The 19,026-nt window shown below is 40.4% G+C and carries 17 protein-coding genes and 2 pseudogenes; all 19 read left to right on the top strand.

Annotation, left to right across the window (positions count from 1 at the left end; all coding sequences use genetic code 11):
* The first annotated feature begins 14 nt into the window (after positions 1 to 14).
* Entirely contained in the window at positions 15 to 1,601 is a 1,587-nt protein-coding gene (lysS, locus tag CQA63_RS08300) for a lysine--tRNA ligase (protein WP_104700487.1), read from the top strand.
* Positions 1,598 to 2,848 (top strand): serine hydroxymethyltransferase, encoded by a 1,251-nt coding sequence (locus tag CQA63_RS08295; RefSeq protein WP_104700486.1) that lies wholly within the window; start codon positions 1,598 to 1,600, stop codon positions 2,846 to 2,848. The genes lysS and CQA63_RS08295 overlap by 4 nt, the downstream gene beginning before the upstream one ends.
* Positions 2,849 to 2,860: 12 nt before the next feature.
* Positions 2,861 to 3,406: a DUF1882 domain-containing protein gene (locus tag CQA63_RS08290; protein ID WP_104700485.1), complete on the top strand. Its 546-nt coding sequence runs from the start codon at positions 2,861 to 2,863 to the stop codon at positions 3,404 to 3,406.
* Between the two features lie 20 nt (positions 3,407 to 3,426).
* Entirely contained in the window at positions 3,427 to 4,167 is a 741-nt protein-coding gene (locus tag CQA63_RS08285) for an SPOR domain-containing protein (RefSeq protein ID WP_115511865.1), read from the top strand.
* A 576-nt stretch (positions 4,168 to 4,743) separates the two neighbouring features.
* Positions 4,744 to 4,938 (top strand): hypothetical protein, encoded by a 195-nt coding sequence (locus tag CQA63_RS10255; RefSeq protein WP_233706660.1) that lies wholly within the window; start codon positions 4,744 to 4,746, stop codon positions 4,936 to 4,938.
* Positions 4,939 to 5,032: 94 nt separating this feature from the next.
* Positions 5,033 to 6,130 carry a hypothetical protein gene (locus tag CQA63_RS08280; protein ID WP_233706659.1) on the top strand — a complete coding sequence of 366 codons (1,098 nt, stop codon included), beginning with the start codon at positions 5,033 to 5,035 and terminating at the stop codon, positions 6,128 to 6,130.
* Positions 6,131 to 6,139: 9 nt separating this feature from the next.
* The gene (locus CQA63_RS08275) at positions 6,140 to 6,910 is read left to right on the top strand and encodes a class I SAM-dependent methyltransferase (protein ID WP_104700483.1); all 771 of its coding nucleotides are present in this window, start codon (positions 6,140 to 6,142) and stop codon (positions 6,908 to 6,910) included.
* Positions 6,911 to 6,986: 76 nt separating this feature from the next.
* Positions 6,987 to 7,808, top strand: coding sequence for an acylneuraminate cytidylyltransferase family protein (locus tag CQA63_RS08270; protein WP_104700482.1), 822 nt, complete (start codon positions 6,987 to 6,989; stop codon positions 7,806 to 7,808).
* Positions 7,809 to 8,474, top strand: a pseudogene (locus tag CQA63_RS10595) (Gfo/Idh/MocA family protein); the annotation flags it as partial.
* 279 nt (positions 8,475 to 8,753) lie between these two features.
* Positions 8,754 to 9,467 (top strand): annotated as a pseudogene (locus tag CQA63_RS10245) (acylneuraminate cytidylyltransferase family protein); the annotation flags it as partial.
* Positions 9,468 to 9,970: 503 nt separating this feature from the next.
* Positions 9,971 to 10,681 carry an acylneuraminate cytidylyltransferase family protein gene (locus CQA63_RS08260; protein ID WP_104700480.1) on the top strand — a complete coding sequence of 237 codons (711 nt, stop codon included), beginning with the start codon at positions 9,971 to 9,973 and terminating at the stop codon, positions 10,679 to 10,681.
* A complete protein-coding gene (locus CQA63_RS10085; RefSeq protein WP_199770714.1) occupies positions 10,678 to 12,204 on the top strand; it encodes an SDR family oxidoreductase in 1,527 nt (508 codons plus the stop codon). The genes CQA63_RS08260 and CQA63_RS10085 overlap by 4 nt, the downstream gene beginning before the upstream one ends.
* Positions 12,205 to 12,247: 43 nt before the next feature.
* Positions 12,248 to 13,165 carry a Gfo/Idh/MocA family oxidoreductase gene (locus tag CQA63_RS08245; protein WP_233706658.1) on the top strand — a complete coding sequence of 306 codons (918 nt, stop codon included), beginning with the start codon at positions 12,248 to 12,250 and terminating at the stop codon, positions 13,163 to 13,165.
* A gap of 160 nt (positions 13,166 to 13,325) precedes the next feature.
* Entirely contained in the window at positions 13,326 to 14,570 is a 1,245-nt protein-coding gene (locus CQA63_RS08240) for a hypothetical protein (protein ID WP_115511863.1), read from the top strand.
* On the top strand, positions 14,570 to 15,304 hold the full coding sequence (locus tag CQA63_RS08235) for an acylneuraminate cytidylyltransferase family protein (protein WP_104699993.1): 735 nt from the start codon (positions 14,570 to 14,572) through the stop codon (positions 15,302 to 15,304). The genes CQA63_RS08240 and CQA63_RS08235 overlap by 1 nt, the downstream gene beginning before the upstream one ends.
* Positions 15,301 to 16,593, top strand: a complete 1,293-nt coding sequence (locus CQA63_RS08230) for a glutamate-1-semialdehyde 2,1-aminomutase (RefSeq protein ID WP_104699992.1) — start codon at positions 15,301 to 15,303, stop codon at positions 16,591 to 16,593. The genes CQA63_RS08235 and CQA63_RS08230 overlap by 4 nt, the downstream gene beginning before the upstream one ends.
* A 28-nt stretch (positions 16,594 to 16,621) precedes the next feature.
* Complete coding sequence (locus CQA63_RS08225) at positions 16,622 to 18,097, top strand: class I SAM-dependent methyltransferase (protein WP_115511862.1); 1,476 nt, start codon at positions 16,622 to 16,624, stop codon at positions 18,095 to 18,097.
* The gene (locus tag CQA63_RS08220; protein ID WP_199770696.1) at positions 18,097 to 18,825 is read left to right on the top strand and encodes an LbetaH domain-containing protein; all 729 of its coding nucleotides are present in this window, start codon (positions 18,097 to 18,099) and stop codon (positions 18,823 to 18,825) included. The genes CQA63_RS08225 and CQA63_RS08220 overlap by 1 nt, the downstream gene beginning before the upstream one ends.
* The gene (locus CQA63_RS08215; protein WP_104699990.1) at positions 18,822 to 19,016 is read left to right on the top strand and encodes a hypothetical protein; all 195 of its coding nucleotides are present in this window, start codon (positions 18,822 to 18,824) and stop codon (positions 19,014 to 19,016) included. Before CQA63_RS08220 ends, CQA63_RS08215 begins: the two co-directional genes overlap by 4 nt.
* Positions 19,017 to 19,026 lie beyond the last annotated feature (10 nt).

Below are 19,026 nucleotides of genomic sequence, written 5' to 3'. Positions count from 1 at the left end.
ATAAAAGAGGGCACATGTTTTCAAACTTTTACATTCAACAACGCATTAAAAAAATGCAACTTATGCGGGAGCTAAATCTTAATCCCTATACCAATACACTCACACGTACATTAGACAATAAGAGTTTTTTAGAAAAATATCAGCATCTTAAAACACTCAGCGAATCTACTGCTAATACAACACCTGCAGATAATGAAAAACCACAGAGTCAAAATGAAAGCCAAAGTGAGAGTATCGTAGGACGTGTGAGGTTTATCCGCCTTATGGGCAAGGCGTGTTTTATTAAGATTCAAGACCAAAGTGCTATCCTCCAAGCCTATGTATCAAAAGATGATATTGGCGATGACTTTTCTCAAATCAAAAAAATCCTTGAAGTGGGAGATATTATCAATGTACAAGGTTATGCGTTTGTAACCAAAACGGGCGAATTAAGCATACATGCCCGCTCTTTTAAGATACTCAGTAAAAGTATCGTACCCCTGCCTGAAAAATTCCACGGGCTAAGCGATGTAGAATTGCGTTACCGCCAACGTTATGTGGATCTCATTGTCAATGAAGAAGTCAAAGAGCTTTTTAGAATGCGTAGTCAAATTATCTCCTGTGTGCGACATTTCTTTGAAAAAAAGGGCTTTTTAGAAGTAGAAACTCCTATGCTACACCCCATACCCGGGGGGGCGAATGCAAGACCTTTTATCACCCATCATAATGCGCTAAATGTAGATAGGTATTTACGCATTGCCCCTGAACTTTACTTGAAACGACTTATTGTTGGAGGCTTTGAAGCGATCTTTGAGCTTAATCGTAACTTCCGCAATGAAGGTATGGACCACTCGCATAATCCTGAATTTAGTATGATTGAATTTTATTGGGCATATAAAACCTACCAAGATCTTATTGAACTTACAAAAGAGCTTTTTGCCTATATTTTTGAGAGCCTTCACATTCCCCATATCCTCTCTTATGATGAGCATAGCATTGACTTTATGCAATGGAGCATTATTAGCTATAAAGAGGCACTGATACAAATAGGGGGCTTAGATGAAAGCCTCCTTGATGACCCAAAAGCACTTCTAGCTTATCTGCAAAAACATCACTTAAAGGTAGATGATTCTATGAGCCATGGGAAGCTTTTAGGCGAGGCTTTTGATGAATATGTCGAGCACAAACTTATCAACCCCACTTTTGTAACACAATATCCCATTGACATTAGCCCGCTTGCAAGGCGAAATGATGTAGATTCTAATATCGCAGATAGATTTGAGCTTTTTATCGGTGGGAAAGAAATTGCCAATGGTTTTAGCGAGCTAAACGACCCCTTAGATCAATTCGAACGTTTTAAAGAGCAAGTGAGGGCAAAAGACGCAGGTGATGAAGAAGCACAATATATGGATGAAGACTATGTATGGGCACTAGCTCATGGTATGCCGCCAACCGCAGGCGAGGGGATAGGTATTGACCGCCTAATTATGCTTTTATGCAATGCAAAGACTATTAAAGATGTAATTTTCTTCCCCGCATTAAAGCCAACTCAAACAAACTTTGATATAATACCCCCTAAAGACACTCAAAGAGACGCTCAAACACACAAGGAGGGCAAATGAATTATTTAATAAAAGACCAAGACAATGAAATATTTGAACTCATACAAAAAGAATTACAACGTCAAAATGAACATTTAGAGATGATAGCGAGTGAAAATTTTACATTTCCTAGCGTTATGGAAGCTATGGGGAGCATTTTAACAAACAAATATGCTGAGGGTTATCCTTTCAAACGTTATTATGGCGGTTGCGAGTTTGTCGATCAAATTGAAGAAATTGCCATTCAAAGAGCAAAAAAGCTTTTTGGAGCGGGTTTTGCAAATGTGCAGCCGCATTCAGGCTCACAAGCAAATGCAGCAGTTTATGCCGCCCTCTTAAAGCCATATGACAAAATATTAGGTATGGATTTAAGCCATGGAGGGCATCTTACACATGGAGCGAAAGTGAGCGTTTCAGGGCAAATCTATCAAAGCTTCTTTTATGGCGTAGAGCTTAATGGATATATTGACTATGATAAACTCGCCCTCCAAGCACAAGTAGTCAAGCCAAATATCCTTGTGTGTGGCTTTTCTGCCTACACAAGAGAGCTTGATTTTAAAAGACTGCGTGAAATTGCAGATTCTGTAGGGGCATATCTTATGGGAGATATTGCCCACGTAGCTGGGCTTGTAGTCGCTGGAGAATATCCTAATCCATTCCCATATTGCGATATTGTTACAACAACCACACACAAGACCTTACGCGGACCAAGAGGCGGTATAATACTCACAAACAACGAAGAACTAAGTAGCAAAATCAATAAAGCTGTATTCCCCGGTATGCAGGGTGGTCCCCTTATGCATGTAATTGCCGCTAAGGCAGTAGGATTCAAAGAAAATCTCAAACCAGAGTGGAAAAGCTACGCCAAGCAAGTCAAGGCAAATATCCAAGCCCTTGCAAAAATCCTTATCCAAAGAGGCTATAACCTTGTAAGCGGCGGAAGTGATAACCACCTTGTGCTTATGAGCTTCTTAGAAAATAGCTTTAGTGGAAAGGACGCAGATTTAGCCTTAGGTAATGCTGGAATCACCGTTAATAAAAACACCGTTCCCGGTGAAATTCGCTCACCTTTTGTAACAAGCGGTATTCGAATCGGCTCGCCTGCCCTCACTGCAAGAGGTATGAAAGAAAAGGAATTTGAATGGATTGCTCAAAAAATTGCAGATATACTTGATGATATTGGCAATACTGACTTACAAGCTAAAGTTAAAATGCAAATCAAAGATTTTGTTAAGGATTTTAAAATCTATGAGCGACCAATTTTTTAGGAGGGTCAAGTCGTGACGGAAATGGATCTCAAGCTTATAAAAATGGATACATCACACTACTATAAGCGTGTTAATGGATTGGGGATAAAAGTAACACATATGGGGAGGATCCTCTATGACAAATATGAAAGGGTAAATGCTATGCTTACCTCTATGCTAATCAACAAGCACTTTCGCAAAGAACTTGTGGTTGCCCACTCTCTCCTTTTAGCAAATGGCACAAAGGTAGAAAATATTGTATTTGACTATAATGGACGCAATCCAGATAGATTTTATCATCGCGCCCAGCTTCTTTTGCGCGAAGAAGGGTTTTTAAACTTTACCGCCTTTTGCTCTAAAACACCCGGACATCTTCATCTCTATATACATAAAGGGCACACAGAAATCAATGAAGGCAAACGTTTGGTTAAAACTCTTTCCCTAAAATTAGCCCAGCATTGCCCTAAGGAATGGAGAGTATTCCCCAATGATGAAATGCCCTCCAACTTTAATATTCTCGCTTTACCCTATGATGTCTATGCCAAAGAACGTGGCGCATCATGGGCAAGGCATATGTAGTTTTAACTAAAGGAGTGAAAATGGAAACAAAACGAGAACTCAATGACATTTTGATTAATGACGATGACTTACAAAAACAAAATAGAACCAAAAAACTTATGATGATGATTGCAATGGCATTAATCTTTTTGTGCATCCTCATTGCTGTAGTATTTGTAATCACTCGAGATGAAGAAGAGCTAAGCGAGAGGGAAAGAGCCAATAACAATGGCTTAACTCCTATAGAATCTCAAAATAGTTTTGTCAATGTTCCTATCAATAACGCACCTGAGGAAGTCGATCCATTCCAACAAATCCTCGATGATATTCGTAGTCGCGAGCAACAAGCCAATACACAAGTAGCCCAAAATACACAGCCTACAACCCCAAGCGTGCCAAAAGAGCCCACAAAGCCAGCCCAACAGCCTGCTAGCACATCTAAAGTAACCACTCCAAGCAAACCAGCGACACAACCTGCCCAAACTTCAAATATCGCAAATATTTTTGAAGATGTCTCTACACCTCGCATGGACACCTCAAAGAATGGACAAGTAGCAGAAAAGGGATTCTATGTGCAGGTAGGTTCTTTTGCGAATAAGCCAAGTGCGGAATTCCTCAAACAAATTAACAACTATAGCTATCGTGTTTATGCAGGCACTTCAAATGGGCAACCAACTACGAAATATCTTATTGGACCTTATAATTCACGCACTGAAGCAAGCCGTGATTTACCTAATTTTAAAACCATAGTCCCAAATCCCGTGCATTTTGAAGTAAAATAACACCCTCCCCTCCCCTTTACGCTCTCTCACGGGGAGCTTATGGGAGAGCGATTAAAATTAATGAGAGCTTATATAAACTCCTACAAATAGCCCAAATCAATATTTTTGTCCCCTCCATTTTTTGCCTCATTCCTACAAAGCTTTTACAAAAAAGAGAGTAGTAAAATTAAAATAAATGGAGCTTAGTCATTTCTCCCCGTCCTATCGTGCCAATCATCGCTCCTTGCAATTCAAGGCTAAAATCCCAAGCGAAAATGCCAATAGCAATTCTTTTGCTTTCTTACGAAAGCTCTAGATATATGATAAACCCACTTCCCTTTACAAGAAGTTATTTTGTCATGTCTTTAGTCTTGCGAGAGCTGAGCTGAAGAATTGCTAAGGGAATCACTAGAGACTCAAAAAGCAATTCTTCGCCTGCGCGCCCTCCCGCGAACACCATCCAGCAAGAGCTTGCATCACTTGCAAACAAGCAATAAAAGGGCAAAATAGAGCATAAATATTAGCTTATATGGAGATATTTATTTTTGCCCACTATAATCTCTAGTTTTAATCCACTCTCTTTAAGGAGTTAGCCAAATGAATAGCCCAGTTGTATATATTGTGCATTGTATTGATACTGAGGGACCGCTCTATCAAAGCACGCAAGCTATTTGCGAGCTTTTAAACTCTACATTTGGAATCAAAGTAGAATCCAAAGAGCAAATCCACGCACTCTCTCAAGGCGATTTTAGCTCATACATAGATAGTATTTTTACTGGGGGGGGGGCATAAACTCAATCTCTCCCCACAAATAAAAGAAGCCATTACCACATTTCTTGACCCTCATCTTATTTTCTCACACCCCACTTGGAATGAAATTGATTCCATGCTTGAAGTCATCACTTCACAAGAATTTCGCCATATACTCCCTGATAGCTTTGGCAATGGCTGGGTTTATAATTGGTTTTGCATAGATCATGTAGGCTTTAGCGGCTATAATCCGCGCCGCAGAGACGCAGGGTATCATAATATTTTTGACCATTATCAATCTATACAAGCCATTACTGATTATGACCATATCAGCTTTCATTACCACCCTATTGCCTTTAGTGGAGATTATCACGCAAGCGGAGTAAGCTTTTGGGGTGGTAAAATCACAGAGATTCTCGCAAGAAAAATTATCGATAGGCATTTCTTCCCCTCTACATTTCGCCCCGGATTCCACACAGAGCGTCCTGATAGCCATTTTTTCCTAGAGCAATGGATACCCTTTGATTATGCTAATCAATCTACCAAAGGCAGAGATACCAATCAACCCGATTGCAGCGATGGGCGCTTTGGGGATTGGCGTAGGGCGACAAAAGAATGGGAAATCTACCACCCACATCATGATGATTATCAAAGTAAGGGCAATTGCAGACGTTACATTGCGCGATGTCTCAATATGTATGCAAGATTACGTTCTATCACACAAGAAGATGTCAATGACGCATTTAAAAGAGCCCTAACACTCCAAGAAGATGTAATCCTAGCGTTTAATTGCCACGATTATAGAGATATGAGCTTTGAAATCGCCTTATTGCGAGAGTATATACACAAAGCCCATAAAACCTATCAAATCCCATTTGCATACGCTAAAGCCGATGCGGCGATGCGAGCCGCACTCAAACTAGCAAAGAATCCACTTGATTTGTCACTAGAATATGATTTTAGCACCCATAAACTCCACGTAAAGAGCAATGAGCATATCTTTGGTCCCCAGCCCTACCTCGCACTTAAGACCACGCAAGGGCAGTATTTTAATGATAATTTTGACTTCTATGCCCCCTATCATTGGACATATACTTTTGATAGAAATACCATCCCCCCACAAGCCTTAGAGAAAATAGGCGTAGCAAGCAACACCAAAGCCGGGCTAACAGAAGTGATAGTCTTTGATATACATTCAAACACAAGTATTAAGACCACGCTTAATGACGCATAAGGAGGCAATATGAACAAAAGCGCTTATTGGGAAACTTACATTAAATATTGGCAAAAACGCGTTAAAGAGGCAAATGTTTGCGGCGATGGGGCGCTTGATAAAATGCCAGATGATGCCATAATGGAGCGCTATATTTATTGGCTTAATAGCCATTTAAACACTCCTAAGGGAGCAGTACTTGATTATGGTTGTGGATTTGGCAGGGCTTATCCTTATTTTGAAACGCTAGGAGTAAAATATTATGGTTGTGATATTGCAAATGCTTGCATTCAAGCTACACTCACAAGCTATCCCCAAATCCCAAAACAAAGAGTAAAGAAACTCAAAGCTAATGAGTGCATTCCTTTTAGAGATAATACTTTTAGCGGTGTATTTTGCTATGGTGTATTTGATGCGTGCAATCAAGCGCTTACCTTAAGCGAAATTTTGCGCGTCCTAAAAATTGGCGGAGTAGCGCTTATAACAGGCAAAAATGATACCTATTTAGAAAGTGATGAAATGGCAATGGTAGCTGAGATTGGAGCAAGAAACAATAATCACCCCAACTTTTTTACCAACACCCAAGCCTTGCTTTACATACTTCAAAGTAGAAATATAACCATACTAGAATCACGCTTCTTTTTATGGCGCAAAGACAATGCTACTGATACTTTCACCACCACTCTACCCCCAAAGTTTTACACCTACGCCCTTTTAATACAAAAAGCAGAGGATAGCATTTTAGGAGCATTTGAAAGCTTTAGTGATAGCTACAGCCAAAATTTCAAAGCCCTTCATTGATAAAAGCATAAAAGCAAAGAAAAAACTAATTTTCTTATGCTAGAATGCGAGCTTTATTTAGGCAAAGGATTTATCAGTGGCACATTCTCCCTCTTTTCTTGCTATTATCCCTGCACGAAGTGGCTCCAAGAGACTAAAAGACAAAAACATAAAACCCCTTTGTGGGAAGCCACTTTTAGCATGGAGTATAGAATCTGCCCTTGATTGTGATTATATTGATGAAGTAGTAGTGAGTACAGATTCTACACTTTATGCAGATATTGCTTTATCTTATGGGGCAAGTGTGCCTTTTATAAGACCAGATTCTTTAAGTAAAGATACTACCACTACCTTTGAAGTATTAGAGCATTGTATTCATTATTATAAAGAAGTATTAAACAAAGCATTTGATTATGTGGTGCTTCTCCAACCCACCAGCCCATTACGTCAGAGTTGGCATATCAAAGAAGCATGTGAGAAAATCCTATCTTGCAATAAAGATTCTCTTATTTCTATCTCGCCTTGTGAGCATTCTCCGCTTTGGTGCAATACTTTAGGAGAAGATGAGGATATGAGCCATTTTTTAGCAGATTCTATTCTCAATGTCCGCTCACAAGACTTGCCTCAATTTTACCGCCTAAATGGCGTGCTTTTTATCGCTAAGACCGAAGTCCTCCTCACATATCAAACTTTCTTTACTCCTAAAAGCATTGCCTATAAAATAGAAAATATCTACTCAAGCGATATTGATAGCGCACTTGATTTTGATATAGCCACTCTTTTAGCAAATAGGCTAACGGGGGGGGGGGCAGAACACAAACTAATATCCCCATATTTCCCCTCTTTCCATCTAAACCTCCCAAGTCTCCCAAATTTCCAAAGCCTGCTAAATTCCCACACTTTGGCAAAGGTCGCTTAAATGTCGCTTAAGGTGCTTGTGGTGGGTTATGGCTCTATTGGCAAACGTCATGTGGAAGTGCTAGAGACTTACTTTAATGCCCAAATCACTCTCATTAGCCACCAGCCCCTCCCACACGCCTATGCCTCTCTGCAAGAGCTTCCCCAAATCAATGCTTTTGATTACTATATCATCGCTTCCCCCACGCATAAACATTTCGAGCACCTAAGAATGCTCGATACACTTTGTGAAAACAAAATCATTTTTGTAGAAAAGCCGCTTTTTGAGCAAGACTATCACTTTCAAGCAAGCGGTAAAAACACGATTTTCGTAGGCTTTTGTCTGAGATTTCACCCCATTTTTTGGCATATAAAAGAAAAACTCGCCCAAGAAAAGCCCTACTTTGTGCAAATTACTTGTGGCTCTTATCTCCCCTCATGGCGACAAGGCGTGAATTATCGTAATATTTATAGTGCCCATGCCAAGCAAGGGGGCGGAGTGCTACTTGATTTAAGTCATGAGCTTGATTATGCCCAATGGCTCTTTGGAGATATTATAAGCCATAGCATTAAAGGCTTTAATGGTAAAATCTCAGAGCTTGAAATCTCAAGTGATGACACACTAAGCTTTATCGCTCAAACCAAGCAAAATGTCCTCCTCAACCTTACCTGCGATTATTTCAGTAAAAATCCTAGAAGAATAATGTATATCCATACCCCCCACTCAAGCTTTGAATGCGACCTTATTAGCAATACTTTAAAAATCTACACAAAAGATCACTGCCTTACACAAACATTTCACTTCTCTCGCAATGAGCTTTTTGCCCTTATGCACCAAAATATCCTCTCCCATCCAAGCTTTGCTAGGAAGCGCATTTCACAAGATTTGCTCGACTTAAAGCTTACAGATAAAGTCCTCCCTAGTTTAGATTCAACACTTATGCAAACTCTCTCAAGGATTAAAAATATGAAACTCACACAAAATATTCTCTGCGTTATTGGCGCACGTGGCGGAAGTAAGGGCGTTAAAAATAAAAATATCACCCCCATTGCAGGCAAACCACTCCTTGCCTATACAATCATTCAAGCCCTGCAATCCCGCCTTTTCTCACATATAGTTCTAAGCACAGATTCACAAGAAATTGCAAAAGTCGGGCAGGAATACGGAGCAGAAGTCTTTTTCTTACGAGATAGTGCATTGGCAAGTGATGATTCAGGAAAGCTCCCAGCTATTAGAGACGCGCTTCTTAGAAGTGAGGCACATTATAAAACGCATTTTGATGTAATCTTTGATCTTGATGCGACAAGCCCATTACGTCTAGTGAGTGATATTACACAAGCTTATGAGCAGTTTGTAAGAGATGATAATGACATTCTTATTACCGCAGCCCCCGCACGCAAAAGCCCATATTTTAACTTAATCGAAGTTTTTGAAGACAATGGCACAAAAAGAGTAGATTTAAGTAAAAAGCCTAAAACGCCCATTTTACGCCGCCAAGATAGCCCAAAATGCTATGATATGAATGCGAGTATTTATATTTGGAAACGCGATGTTTTACTCCAATGCGATAGCGTATTTGTGCAAAATACCGGACTCTTTATTATGCCAGAAGAGCGAAGTGTAGATATTGACACCCCGCTTGATTTTGCCTTTGTGGAATTTATGCTTGAGCGTGCAAATAGCGTAAAAAGCAGCGGGGGGGGGGATAGTAAATACTTTATAACCCTCTACTCCACTCTTTCTCTTTTTTCCATTGTTTATCTTGTTTGTTATTCTAAGTTAGCTAGAGAATCTCTCCCCGAATTACTAGTCGCCCACAGAGATTCTTCGGCTTTTACAAAGCCTCAGAATGACAACAAGTCCAACCCACAAGACAAAATTACCTCACAAGGGAAGTTAGTTTGTCATTCTGAGGGAGCACGAAGTGCGACCGAAGAATCTCTCTTATCTACTAGAGACTTTTCAAAGGAATCGCTAGAAAATCTGCCCTATTGTCATTCTGAGCTTTCGCAAGAAAGCGAAGAATCTCTAAGCGAATTACTAGGGCTCAAAAGCAATTTTTCGCTTGCTTCACAAGTAAGACATAACAAACTTTCTAATGAAGCCTACAAAAATTCATCCCTATACACCAGAATGACAAAGTGGCTTCCAACCCAAGAAATCCAAGCAAAAAGGAGTATTGCATGATAGAGAATCTCGCCATTATCCCCGCACGCGGAGGAAGTAAAGGTATTAAAAATAAAAATATCAAACCTATGTGTAATAAGCCACTCATAGCCCATACTATTGATTTTATTAAGTCTATCCCCGCCTTTGATAAAATCATCGTTTCAACTGATAATGCAGACATTAAACACGTGAGTTTAGAATATGGAGCAGAGGTTATTGATAGACCAGCAGAGCTAGCTACCGATACCGCCCTAGCTATGGATGCTATCCGTCATGTAGTGCAAGTTTTAGAGGATTTGGGAGAGGAGATAGAGCATATCTATATCCTTGAAGCCACTTCACCCCTGCGACGCAAAAGTGATATACAAAAGTGCATAGAGATTCTAAAAAGTGGAGAGTATGATAGCATTGCCACGCTTGTGGCTTCAAATATCTCTCCGGGAAGACTATTTGAAATTAAGCAAAATATCATCACTCCCCTTATAGAGGGCTCAGAAGCACATAAACCCCGCCAAAGCCAGCCTAAAGCCTATCAATGTGATGGGATACTCTATGGCTTTAGCAATGCCATTTTGCAAAAAGAGCCGCTTGCCAAAGGCGCATTTTTAGGGAAAACATATCCTTATATCACACCCTATGAATGCCTTGATATTGACACACTTTTTGAATTTGTTTTAATCGAGCATTTACTGAGTTTAGGTTATCCAGAAAGGGGGCTAGAATGAAGCCCTATCTTTTAATCACGGGTGCAAGCAGCGGCGTGGGCAGGGCTTTAGTGCATTATCTTGCTCCAAGATTTTCTATCATCGCACTCGCAAGACGCAAACACGTTATGCAAAAAGATTTTAAAAATCTCCCTGATATAAAGATTATAGAATCTGATCTCAATAACCTAGAGCACTTAAAGCAAATATGCACCTCCCTTAGCCAAGAGTGCATAAACCCCTCATATATCATTAATTGCGCGGGGGTAAATACCCCTCAATATGGGCTTGATAGCCTCAATATGCAGGATTTAGACTATGCACTTAATGTTAATGCCAAAGCTCCATTTGTGATTATCACACATTTTCTTCACGCGATGAGGGAGCAAAATTTTGGACGTATTATCAATCTCACAAGTGGCGCACCACTCAATTGCGCCCCACATTTTGGCATTTATAGCGCTTCAAAAGCATTGCTAAATACCCTAAGCGTAACCTTAGCTAAAGAACTCATAGGCACAAATATTAAGCTTAATCTCCTCTCCCCGGGTCCTGTGCGCTCTGAAATGAGCCCAAATGCGACTTTAGAGCCAGATATTTGCTTTGAGATGACAGATTATCTCTTAGAGATAGATAGTAATGACCAAGGCGGGGGATTTTATTGGATTAAATATAAAGTCCCGCTATTTCCGGATTTAGAGGGAGTGCAATGGCTTCTTGGCAAAGGAAATGAAAAACTCGAAAGGATACTTGATGAAAACACTCAAAGAATTAGCAAACCTAGATGGCAAAATCGCCCTGATTACAGCGGGGGGGGGTATATAGGAATGGCGATAAGCGAGACATTAGCTGAGCTTGGGGCTTGTGTCATTTTGGCAAGCCGTGATAAGGCAAAATGTGAAAACAAAGCCAAAGAAATAGCACAAAAATTTCAAGTCAAAGCAAGCGGTGAAATGGTAGATATTACAGATACCCAAAGCATAAACGCCCTATGTGAAAAAATAGAGCGCGAGTATGGCAAGCTTGATATTCTTATTAGCAATGCCGCCCAGAGGAAAAAGAACACCCTAGAGAGTATAGACAAAGATGATTGGCTTTTTGATATGGAGCACTGCTTAAATGGCGTTTTCTACCTGATAAAAGCCTTTATCCCACTCTTAAAGCAAAGCAAGGGCTGCATTGTTACTATCGCTTCAATGTATGGGCATATCGCCCCTGATTATAGAATCTACAATAAAGAAAGCTATACCAACCCCCCTAGCTATGGGGCGGCAAAAGCGGGCGTTATACAATTTAGCAAATACCTAGCAAGCTTCCTTAGCCCGCAAGGCATAAGGGTAAATAGCATTAGCCCGGGTGCCTTTCCTTATGGATTTACCAATGATGATATGGAGTTTATGAGCAATCTCTCTAGTAAAGCTATGCTTAATCGCATTGGCACTCCAGATGATTTAAAGGGTGCCGTGGCTTTGCTTGCAAGTGATTTAGGCAAATTTATTACCGCACAAAATATTTGCGTTGATGGCGGCTGGAGAGAGTGGTAAGTGCAAACCCCACAGCGACGAAACAAATAAAAGGAGGAGCAAAATGGCAAATATGATTAAATTAGGCGTGATAGGCTTAAGTGAGGGTAATGGACACCCCTTTTCATTTAGCGCCATTATTAATGGCTATGACAAGCTTGCGATGAAACAAAGTGGTTGGGAAGTTATCTATAATTATCTTTTAAAATGCGATGAAATAGATTTTCTAAACCGCGAGCATATCGCTATCACTCATTGCTATACTCAAGATTTATTAATCTCTACTCAGTTAGCAGCTGCTTGTAAGATCCCACATATTGCACATAGCCTTAGCGAACTTGCCTCCGCACCTATTGATGCGGTGATTTTAGCACGCGATGATTGGCAAAACCACCTTGAATTTGCAAAAATATTTTTAGAGCAAGGCAAATTTGTATTTATTGACAAACCTCTTAGCCTAAGCCAAGAAGATATAGCATATTTCACACCATTTTTGCAAAGTGCTAAGCTTATGTCCTGCTCGGGTATGCGCTATGCAAGGGAGCTAGATACTATCCGTAAAGCCATTAGAGAAGATGGTGAAAAAATTTGCTTCATTGAGGCAAGCATTGGGAGTGCATGGGATAGGTATTTTATCCATTTGCTTGATGCTATTGCTGGACTTAGCGACTTCAAAGCCCAGCATATTGAAGTGATGAGGCTTGAGTACTGCATAAGTGTATTATTGGATTGCAAGGACTTTATAATCCAGCTTAATAACCGCCAAGCCCCATTCCAACCATGCTTTATGAATATCATCACAGATAAACATTCCTATAATATTACCTTGAGTGATAATTTTAGTGCATTTGCCCGGACTATGGGGCATTTTGTGGATTTTATAGAGGGGAAATATCATTTTGATTTCCGCCCCACTTTAGAATCTATGCGCATACTCTCTACCATTGACCAAGCCCTAAAAAGCAGCGGGGGGGGGGGATAGTAAATACTTTATAACCCTCTACTCCACTCTTTCTCTTTTTTCCATTGTTTATCTTGTTTGTTATTCCAAGTTAGCTAGAGAATCTCTCCCCGAATCACTAGTCGCCCACAGAGATTCTTCGCTTCGCAGAGGCTACGCTCAGAATGACAACAAGTCCCAAATGTCTTTCAGCAGTGGGATATATTCTCACTGCGATAAAATTAAATCGCACGAAGTGCCACCTCTTAAAGCGTCGCCCTTGTGGGGGATATATAAGGGGGAGGGAGCGACTTCGCAATTCAAGCCCCTCCCCCTTATAAAAAAAGAAAAAAGAGAATTACCAGCGACTCCGTTAGTTTGTCATTCTGAGCTTTCGCAAGAAAGCGAAGAATCTCTCTTATCCGCTAAAGACTCTTTAAACGAATCGCTAAAAAGGCAGCCACTTTCTTATTCTGAGCCCTCAATAAAGGGCGAAGAATTGCTTTTAAAAACACCAAAAGGCACGACTAGTGATTCGGACAGAGATTCTTCGCCTGCTATGCAGGCTCAGAATGACAAACTTTGCTACCCGCAAGGGAAATTACTTCGTCATTCTGAGCGAAGCGAAGAATCTCTAAAGGAATCACTAGTCGCTAAAAGAGATTCTTCGGCTTTTACAAAGCCTCAGAATGACAACAAGTCCCAAACGTCTTTCAGCAGTGAGATATATTCTCACTGCGATAAAATTAAATCGCACGAAGTGCCACCTCTTAAAGCGTCGTCGGGGTGGGGGATATATAAGGGGGAGGGAGCGACTTCGCAATTCAAGCCCCTCCCCCTTATAGAAAAAGAAAAAAGAGAATTACTAGCGAATCCGTTAGTTTGTCATTCTGAGCTTTCGCAAGAAAGCGAAGAATCTCTCTTATCTACTAAAAACTCCTTAAAGGAATCGCTAGAAAATCTGCCACTTTGTCATCACGAGCCCCCAATAAGGGGCGAAGAATTGCTTTCAAAAACACCAAAAAGCACGACTAGTGATTCGGACAGAGATTCTTCGCCTGCTATGCAGGCTCAGAATGACAAACTTTGCTACCCGCAAGGGAAATTACTTCGTCATTCTGAGCGAAGCGAAGAATCTCTAAAGGAATCACTAGTCGCTAAGAGAGATTCTTCGCTTGATTCTCAAGCTCAGAATGACAAAGTAATAGCATTTACTAGTAATTCCAGTAGCAATTCTTCGCTTCGCACTAGATATGGCAAGCTAACAACATTTACTAGAAATCCAAAAAGCAATTCTGTACCCCTAAAGGGGCAAAGATATGATAAAAATGACAAACTTTTTACCCCTATGAGAATATCAAGTTGTATATCCACTCAATATGACAAGCAAAATAAGCTCTTTTCCCCTCTAGCAAAAATCCCCAATATCGCACAAGAGGTGGCATAATGTATAAAGGAAAAAGCTTTATTGCCATTATCCCCGCACGCATGGGAAGTAAAGGACTAAAAGACAAAAACATAAAACCCCTTTGTGGGAAGCCACTTTTAGCATGGAGTATAGAATCTGCCCTTGATTGTGATTATATTGATGAAGTAGTAGTGAGTACAGATTCTACACTTTATGCAGATATTGCTTTATCTTATGGGGCAAGTGTGCCTTTTATAAGACCAGATTCTTTAAGTAAAGATACTACCACTACCTTTGAAGTATTAGAGCATTGTATTAATTATTATAAAGAAGTGTTAAACAAAGCATTTGATTATGTGGTGCTTTTAGAGCCTACAAGCCCGCTAAGAGAGAGGGGAGATATAAATAGAGCTATAGAGCAGCTCCATAAACATAAAGATGCTCAAAGCATAGTAGGAATATGCGCCACTTGTGGCTCTAACCCAGCATTCCTTGTGCATTTAGACAAAGGCTTTATCCGCCCTTATGAAAACACAAACTTCGCCCCGATAAGACGCCAAGAGATTAAACCTGTGTATTTCTTTGAAGGCAGCGTGTATATCAGCCAAACTCACGCACTTTTAGCACATAAAAACTTCTATCATCATCTCACTTTAGGCTTTGAAGTCCCTAAATGGAAGAGCTTTGAAATAGATGATGAAGATGATTTTATCATTATCCAAGCCCTAGCTACACATTATAAACACAAACTTCAACACAAGGAGCAAAAATGAATTACCAAGACGCATTGCTAAAAGCCATTCCCGGAGGGGCTCATACATACTCAAGGGGGTATGACCAATACCCCAGTAATGCCCCGCAGATTCTTAAATCTGGCAAGGGCGCGTATGTATATGACCCTAGTGGGGAAGCATTTTTAGACTATGGCATGGCTTTAAGGGCGGTTGTGCTAGGCTATGGGGATAAAAGAGTGAATGCGGCTGCTATAAAACAAATCAAAAATGGCAATAACCTAACCCGCCCCTCACTCATAGAGTTAGAAGCCGCGCAAACGCTCATTTCCGCCATTGATAGCATAGATATGGTGAAATTTACCAAAAATGGCTCAAGTGCGACAAGTGCTGCAGTAAAGCTCTCTCGAGCTTACACAGGGAGAAACCTCATCGCGCGGTGTTTGCAACACCCATTTTTTAGCTATGATGATTGGTTTATTGGCAGCACAGAAGTGCGGCGTGGTATCCCTCAACATATACAAAATGACACCCTTACTTTTAACTATAATGACATTCACTCCTTAGAATCACTTTTTCAAAACTATCCTAATCAAATTGCCTGCGTGATTTTAGAGCCAGCCAATTTAGAACACCCTAGAGATAATTTTTTACAAAATGTAAGGGAGCTTTGTAATAAACATAAGGCAGTGATGATTTTAGATGAAATGATTACAGGCTTTCGTTGGCATATTAAAGGAGCGCAGCATTATTATGGAGTAATGCCTGATTTATGCACCTTTGGCAAAGCTATGGCAAATGGCTTTTCAGTCGCAGCCATAGGGGGTAAAAGAGAAATTATGAGTTTGGGGAGTATTGAATTTAGCGGGAGTGAGAGGGTATTTTTACTCTCTACTACGCATGGCGCAGAGATGTCGCCTTTGGGGGCTTTTGTAGAAACATATAGAATCTTAAAAGAAGAAAATATAGGAGATTATCTCTGGGATTATGGGAGAAAATTAGTGCAAGGCATCAATCAAATAGCAAAAGATTTGTCCATAGAGAAGCATTTTGTAGCCACAGGTATAGAATGCCAGCCCTATATCCTTACCTTTGATGAAAAGGGAGAATCTAGCCTTGCCTTTCGCACGCTTTTTTTGCAAGAAATGATGAAATCAAACATTCTCTTTCCCTGCATTAGTATGAGCTATGCCCATAAGCAAAAGGAGCTTAAGCTTACACTAGAAGCAGTGGCAAAAAGCCTAGAAGTCTATAAAAAGGCTTTGAAAAGCGGGGTTGGGGCTTATCTGCAAGGAGAAGTCATAAAGCCTGTATTTAGGAAATATAATTAAAGTTATACTATCAAAACAAGGAGAAATAATGCCAGATATGTATTTAGAGAGTATGAGGGCTGATAAAGCATTAGCACAAGCCTATTTTAGTAAATCCATACACAAAAGCGAGCAACAAAAGGCTTTAGAATCTTTGCTTACTCAAGCGATAGAAGATAAAGTTTTAAGTAAAAATGCTCCATATAAAATCGCAGACCTTGCGTGCGGGGGAGGGACTTTAAGCTATCATCTTGCCTCCTTTTTTCCCAATGCGACCTTTAGCTTGCTTGATTACAACACCGATGGCTTAGATTTAGCCAAAGCAATCAATGCACCCTTTAGCGAGAGGATGGAGTTTATCTTAGGAGATTTAAGGGAACTCCCCTTTTTAGACAATAGCTTTGATTTAGTGTTTTGCTGGCAAGCTCTAAGCTGGGTAGCAAAAGAAGATATAGCAAAAATTTTTACTCAAATCACAAGAGTGCTAAAGCCAAAGGGGCGGCTCTTTGCCTCAAGCCTATTTAATACTGAATTTGATGTAGATTTATATACAAGCATTTGTGATAGAACTCGCCCCTCACACCTTGAGCCCGGCACAAAAAAGGCGCGCATAAATGGCTATTACAACACATATTGCACACAAAGTATAAAAGAAATGCTCCAAGGCAAGGTAAGCTCCTTTGAGATTCTGCCCTTTAGCCCCAATATTGACCTCAAAAAAGACCCGAAAAATCGAGGTATAGGGACTTTTACGCTTTCTGTTAGTGATTCTCCACTTTTAAAAGAGCATTCAGTTTTGTTACCTCATTGCACAGATTTAGAGAATTTGAGGGGAATATCGCAGACTCTTGCTCACCCCTCAAATTCTCTAAAAGCTACACAAGCAGGCAAGCAATCCTTAGAATACTATGAGCAAGAACCCCTAGAGGGCGAAAATAAACACATACAAGGGCAAACTAGAGAATCCGACCCCACTTGTCATCACGAGGGAAGGCGTAGTGGAGGCGAAGAATTGCTCTTATCTACTAAAGACTCTTTAGAGGAATCACCAGAAATTCTCCAAGTTTGTCATTCTGAGGGAGCACGAAGTGCGACCGAAGAATCTCTTTCAAACCTACTAGAAAGCCCACAGAGATTCTTCGGGGCTGAAGCCCCTCAGAATGACAACAAGTCCAACCCACAAGATAAAACTACCTTACAGGGGAAATTAGTTTGTCATTCTGAGGGCGGGCGTAGCCCAACCGAAGAATCTCTACCCAAGTCACTAGTCGCTAAGAGAGATTCTTCACCCCTTGCAGGGGTTCAGAATGACAATAACTCCCAAACATCTTCTAGCAGTGAAGTATATCTTCACACCAATACTCAAAGCCCTGAAAATATGCTGGGGGGGGGGGAGCAGTATAAATACTGCCCCAAAAAGGCTACAAATCTCTGCTGGTATGCTGCTCAATTGGGGGATACTCCACATTATAAAATAACTTCCCTCATAGATTCTTCTATAACTTCCTTTATGGAGGTGGCATAATGCACACCTCTACTCCTCACAACACTTTTGCTCCTCTTATCCCCTCTTTACATAAGCATTTGCACAAGCAAATTTCTCAATTCTTTGAGCCTCCTCTATTAGATGAGAAAATCACAGATATTGCGTTAGCTAAGTTTCACTTCTGCACGCACGCAATAGAAGAAAAATACTTCCAACATGGTAGCTTAAGTATGCAGGATTTTTATCATTCTGATAAATATGCGATGTTTTTATGCTTCCTTCAAAGTGCCTACGCTCTAGCAAAGCAAGATAAAGTCGCTACACAAATTTACTATCTCAATAAAATTTTGCATAGCATTGATGTATTTTATGAAATCTCTCTCCCTGATATTTTTATCTTCACTCACCCGCTAGGCAGCGTGCTAGGGCGGGCAAAATATAGCAATTTCCTAAGCATATATCAAAACTGCACTATTGGAGGCGATGAAAGAGGCGGGCATATCTATTACCCTAGCTTAGGCGTAGGCGTGGCACTCTATGCAGGAGCAAAAATTATAGGCAAATGCGACATTGGAGATAATGTAATCTTTGGGGCTAATAGCTTTATTATTAATTGTGATGTGCCAAGCAATAGCATTGTCGTAGGGAGCTACCCCAATCACAGAATCTTAGCCAACCCTAAATGCGTTTTAAAAGATATTTTCCACACAAAGCTTACATATAGCCAAGCTAAAACACTCAATTTAACACAAAAGGAGCAAAAATGAATACAATCAAAGGCTGTAAAATCTGCGGATTCCCTATAGAATACCGCCCTAATCTCTTCTGCGAAAATGGCGTGTGCGGGGCGTGTATCAATGCTAAGGCAAAGCAAAATATTGACTTTAAGGCAAGGCAGGAATGGCTAAGTGCGCATTTAGAGCAAAGTAGGCAATTAGCTGGGGGGGGGGGAATATGATTGCGTAGTG

Source organism: Helicobacter marmotae, assembly GCF_003364255.1.
GTDB lineage: Bacteria > Campylobacterota > Campylobacteria > Campylobacterales > Helicobacteraceae > Helicobacter_C > Helicobacter_C marmotae.
Note: the sequence above shows the minus strand (reverse complement) of the source record. Positions and strands in the feature narration are given on the sequence as shown.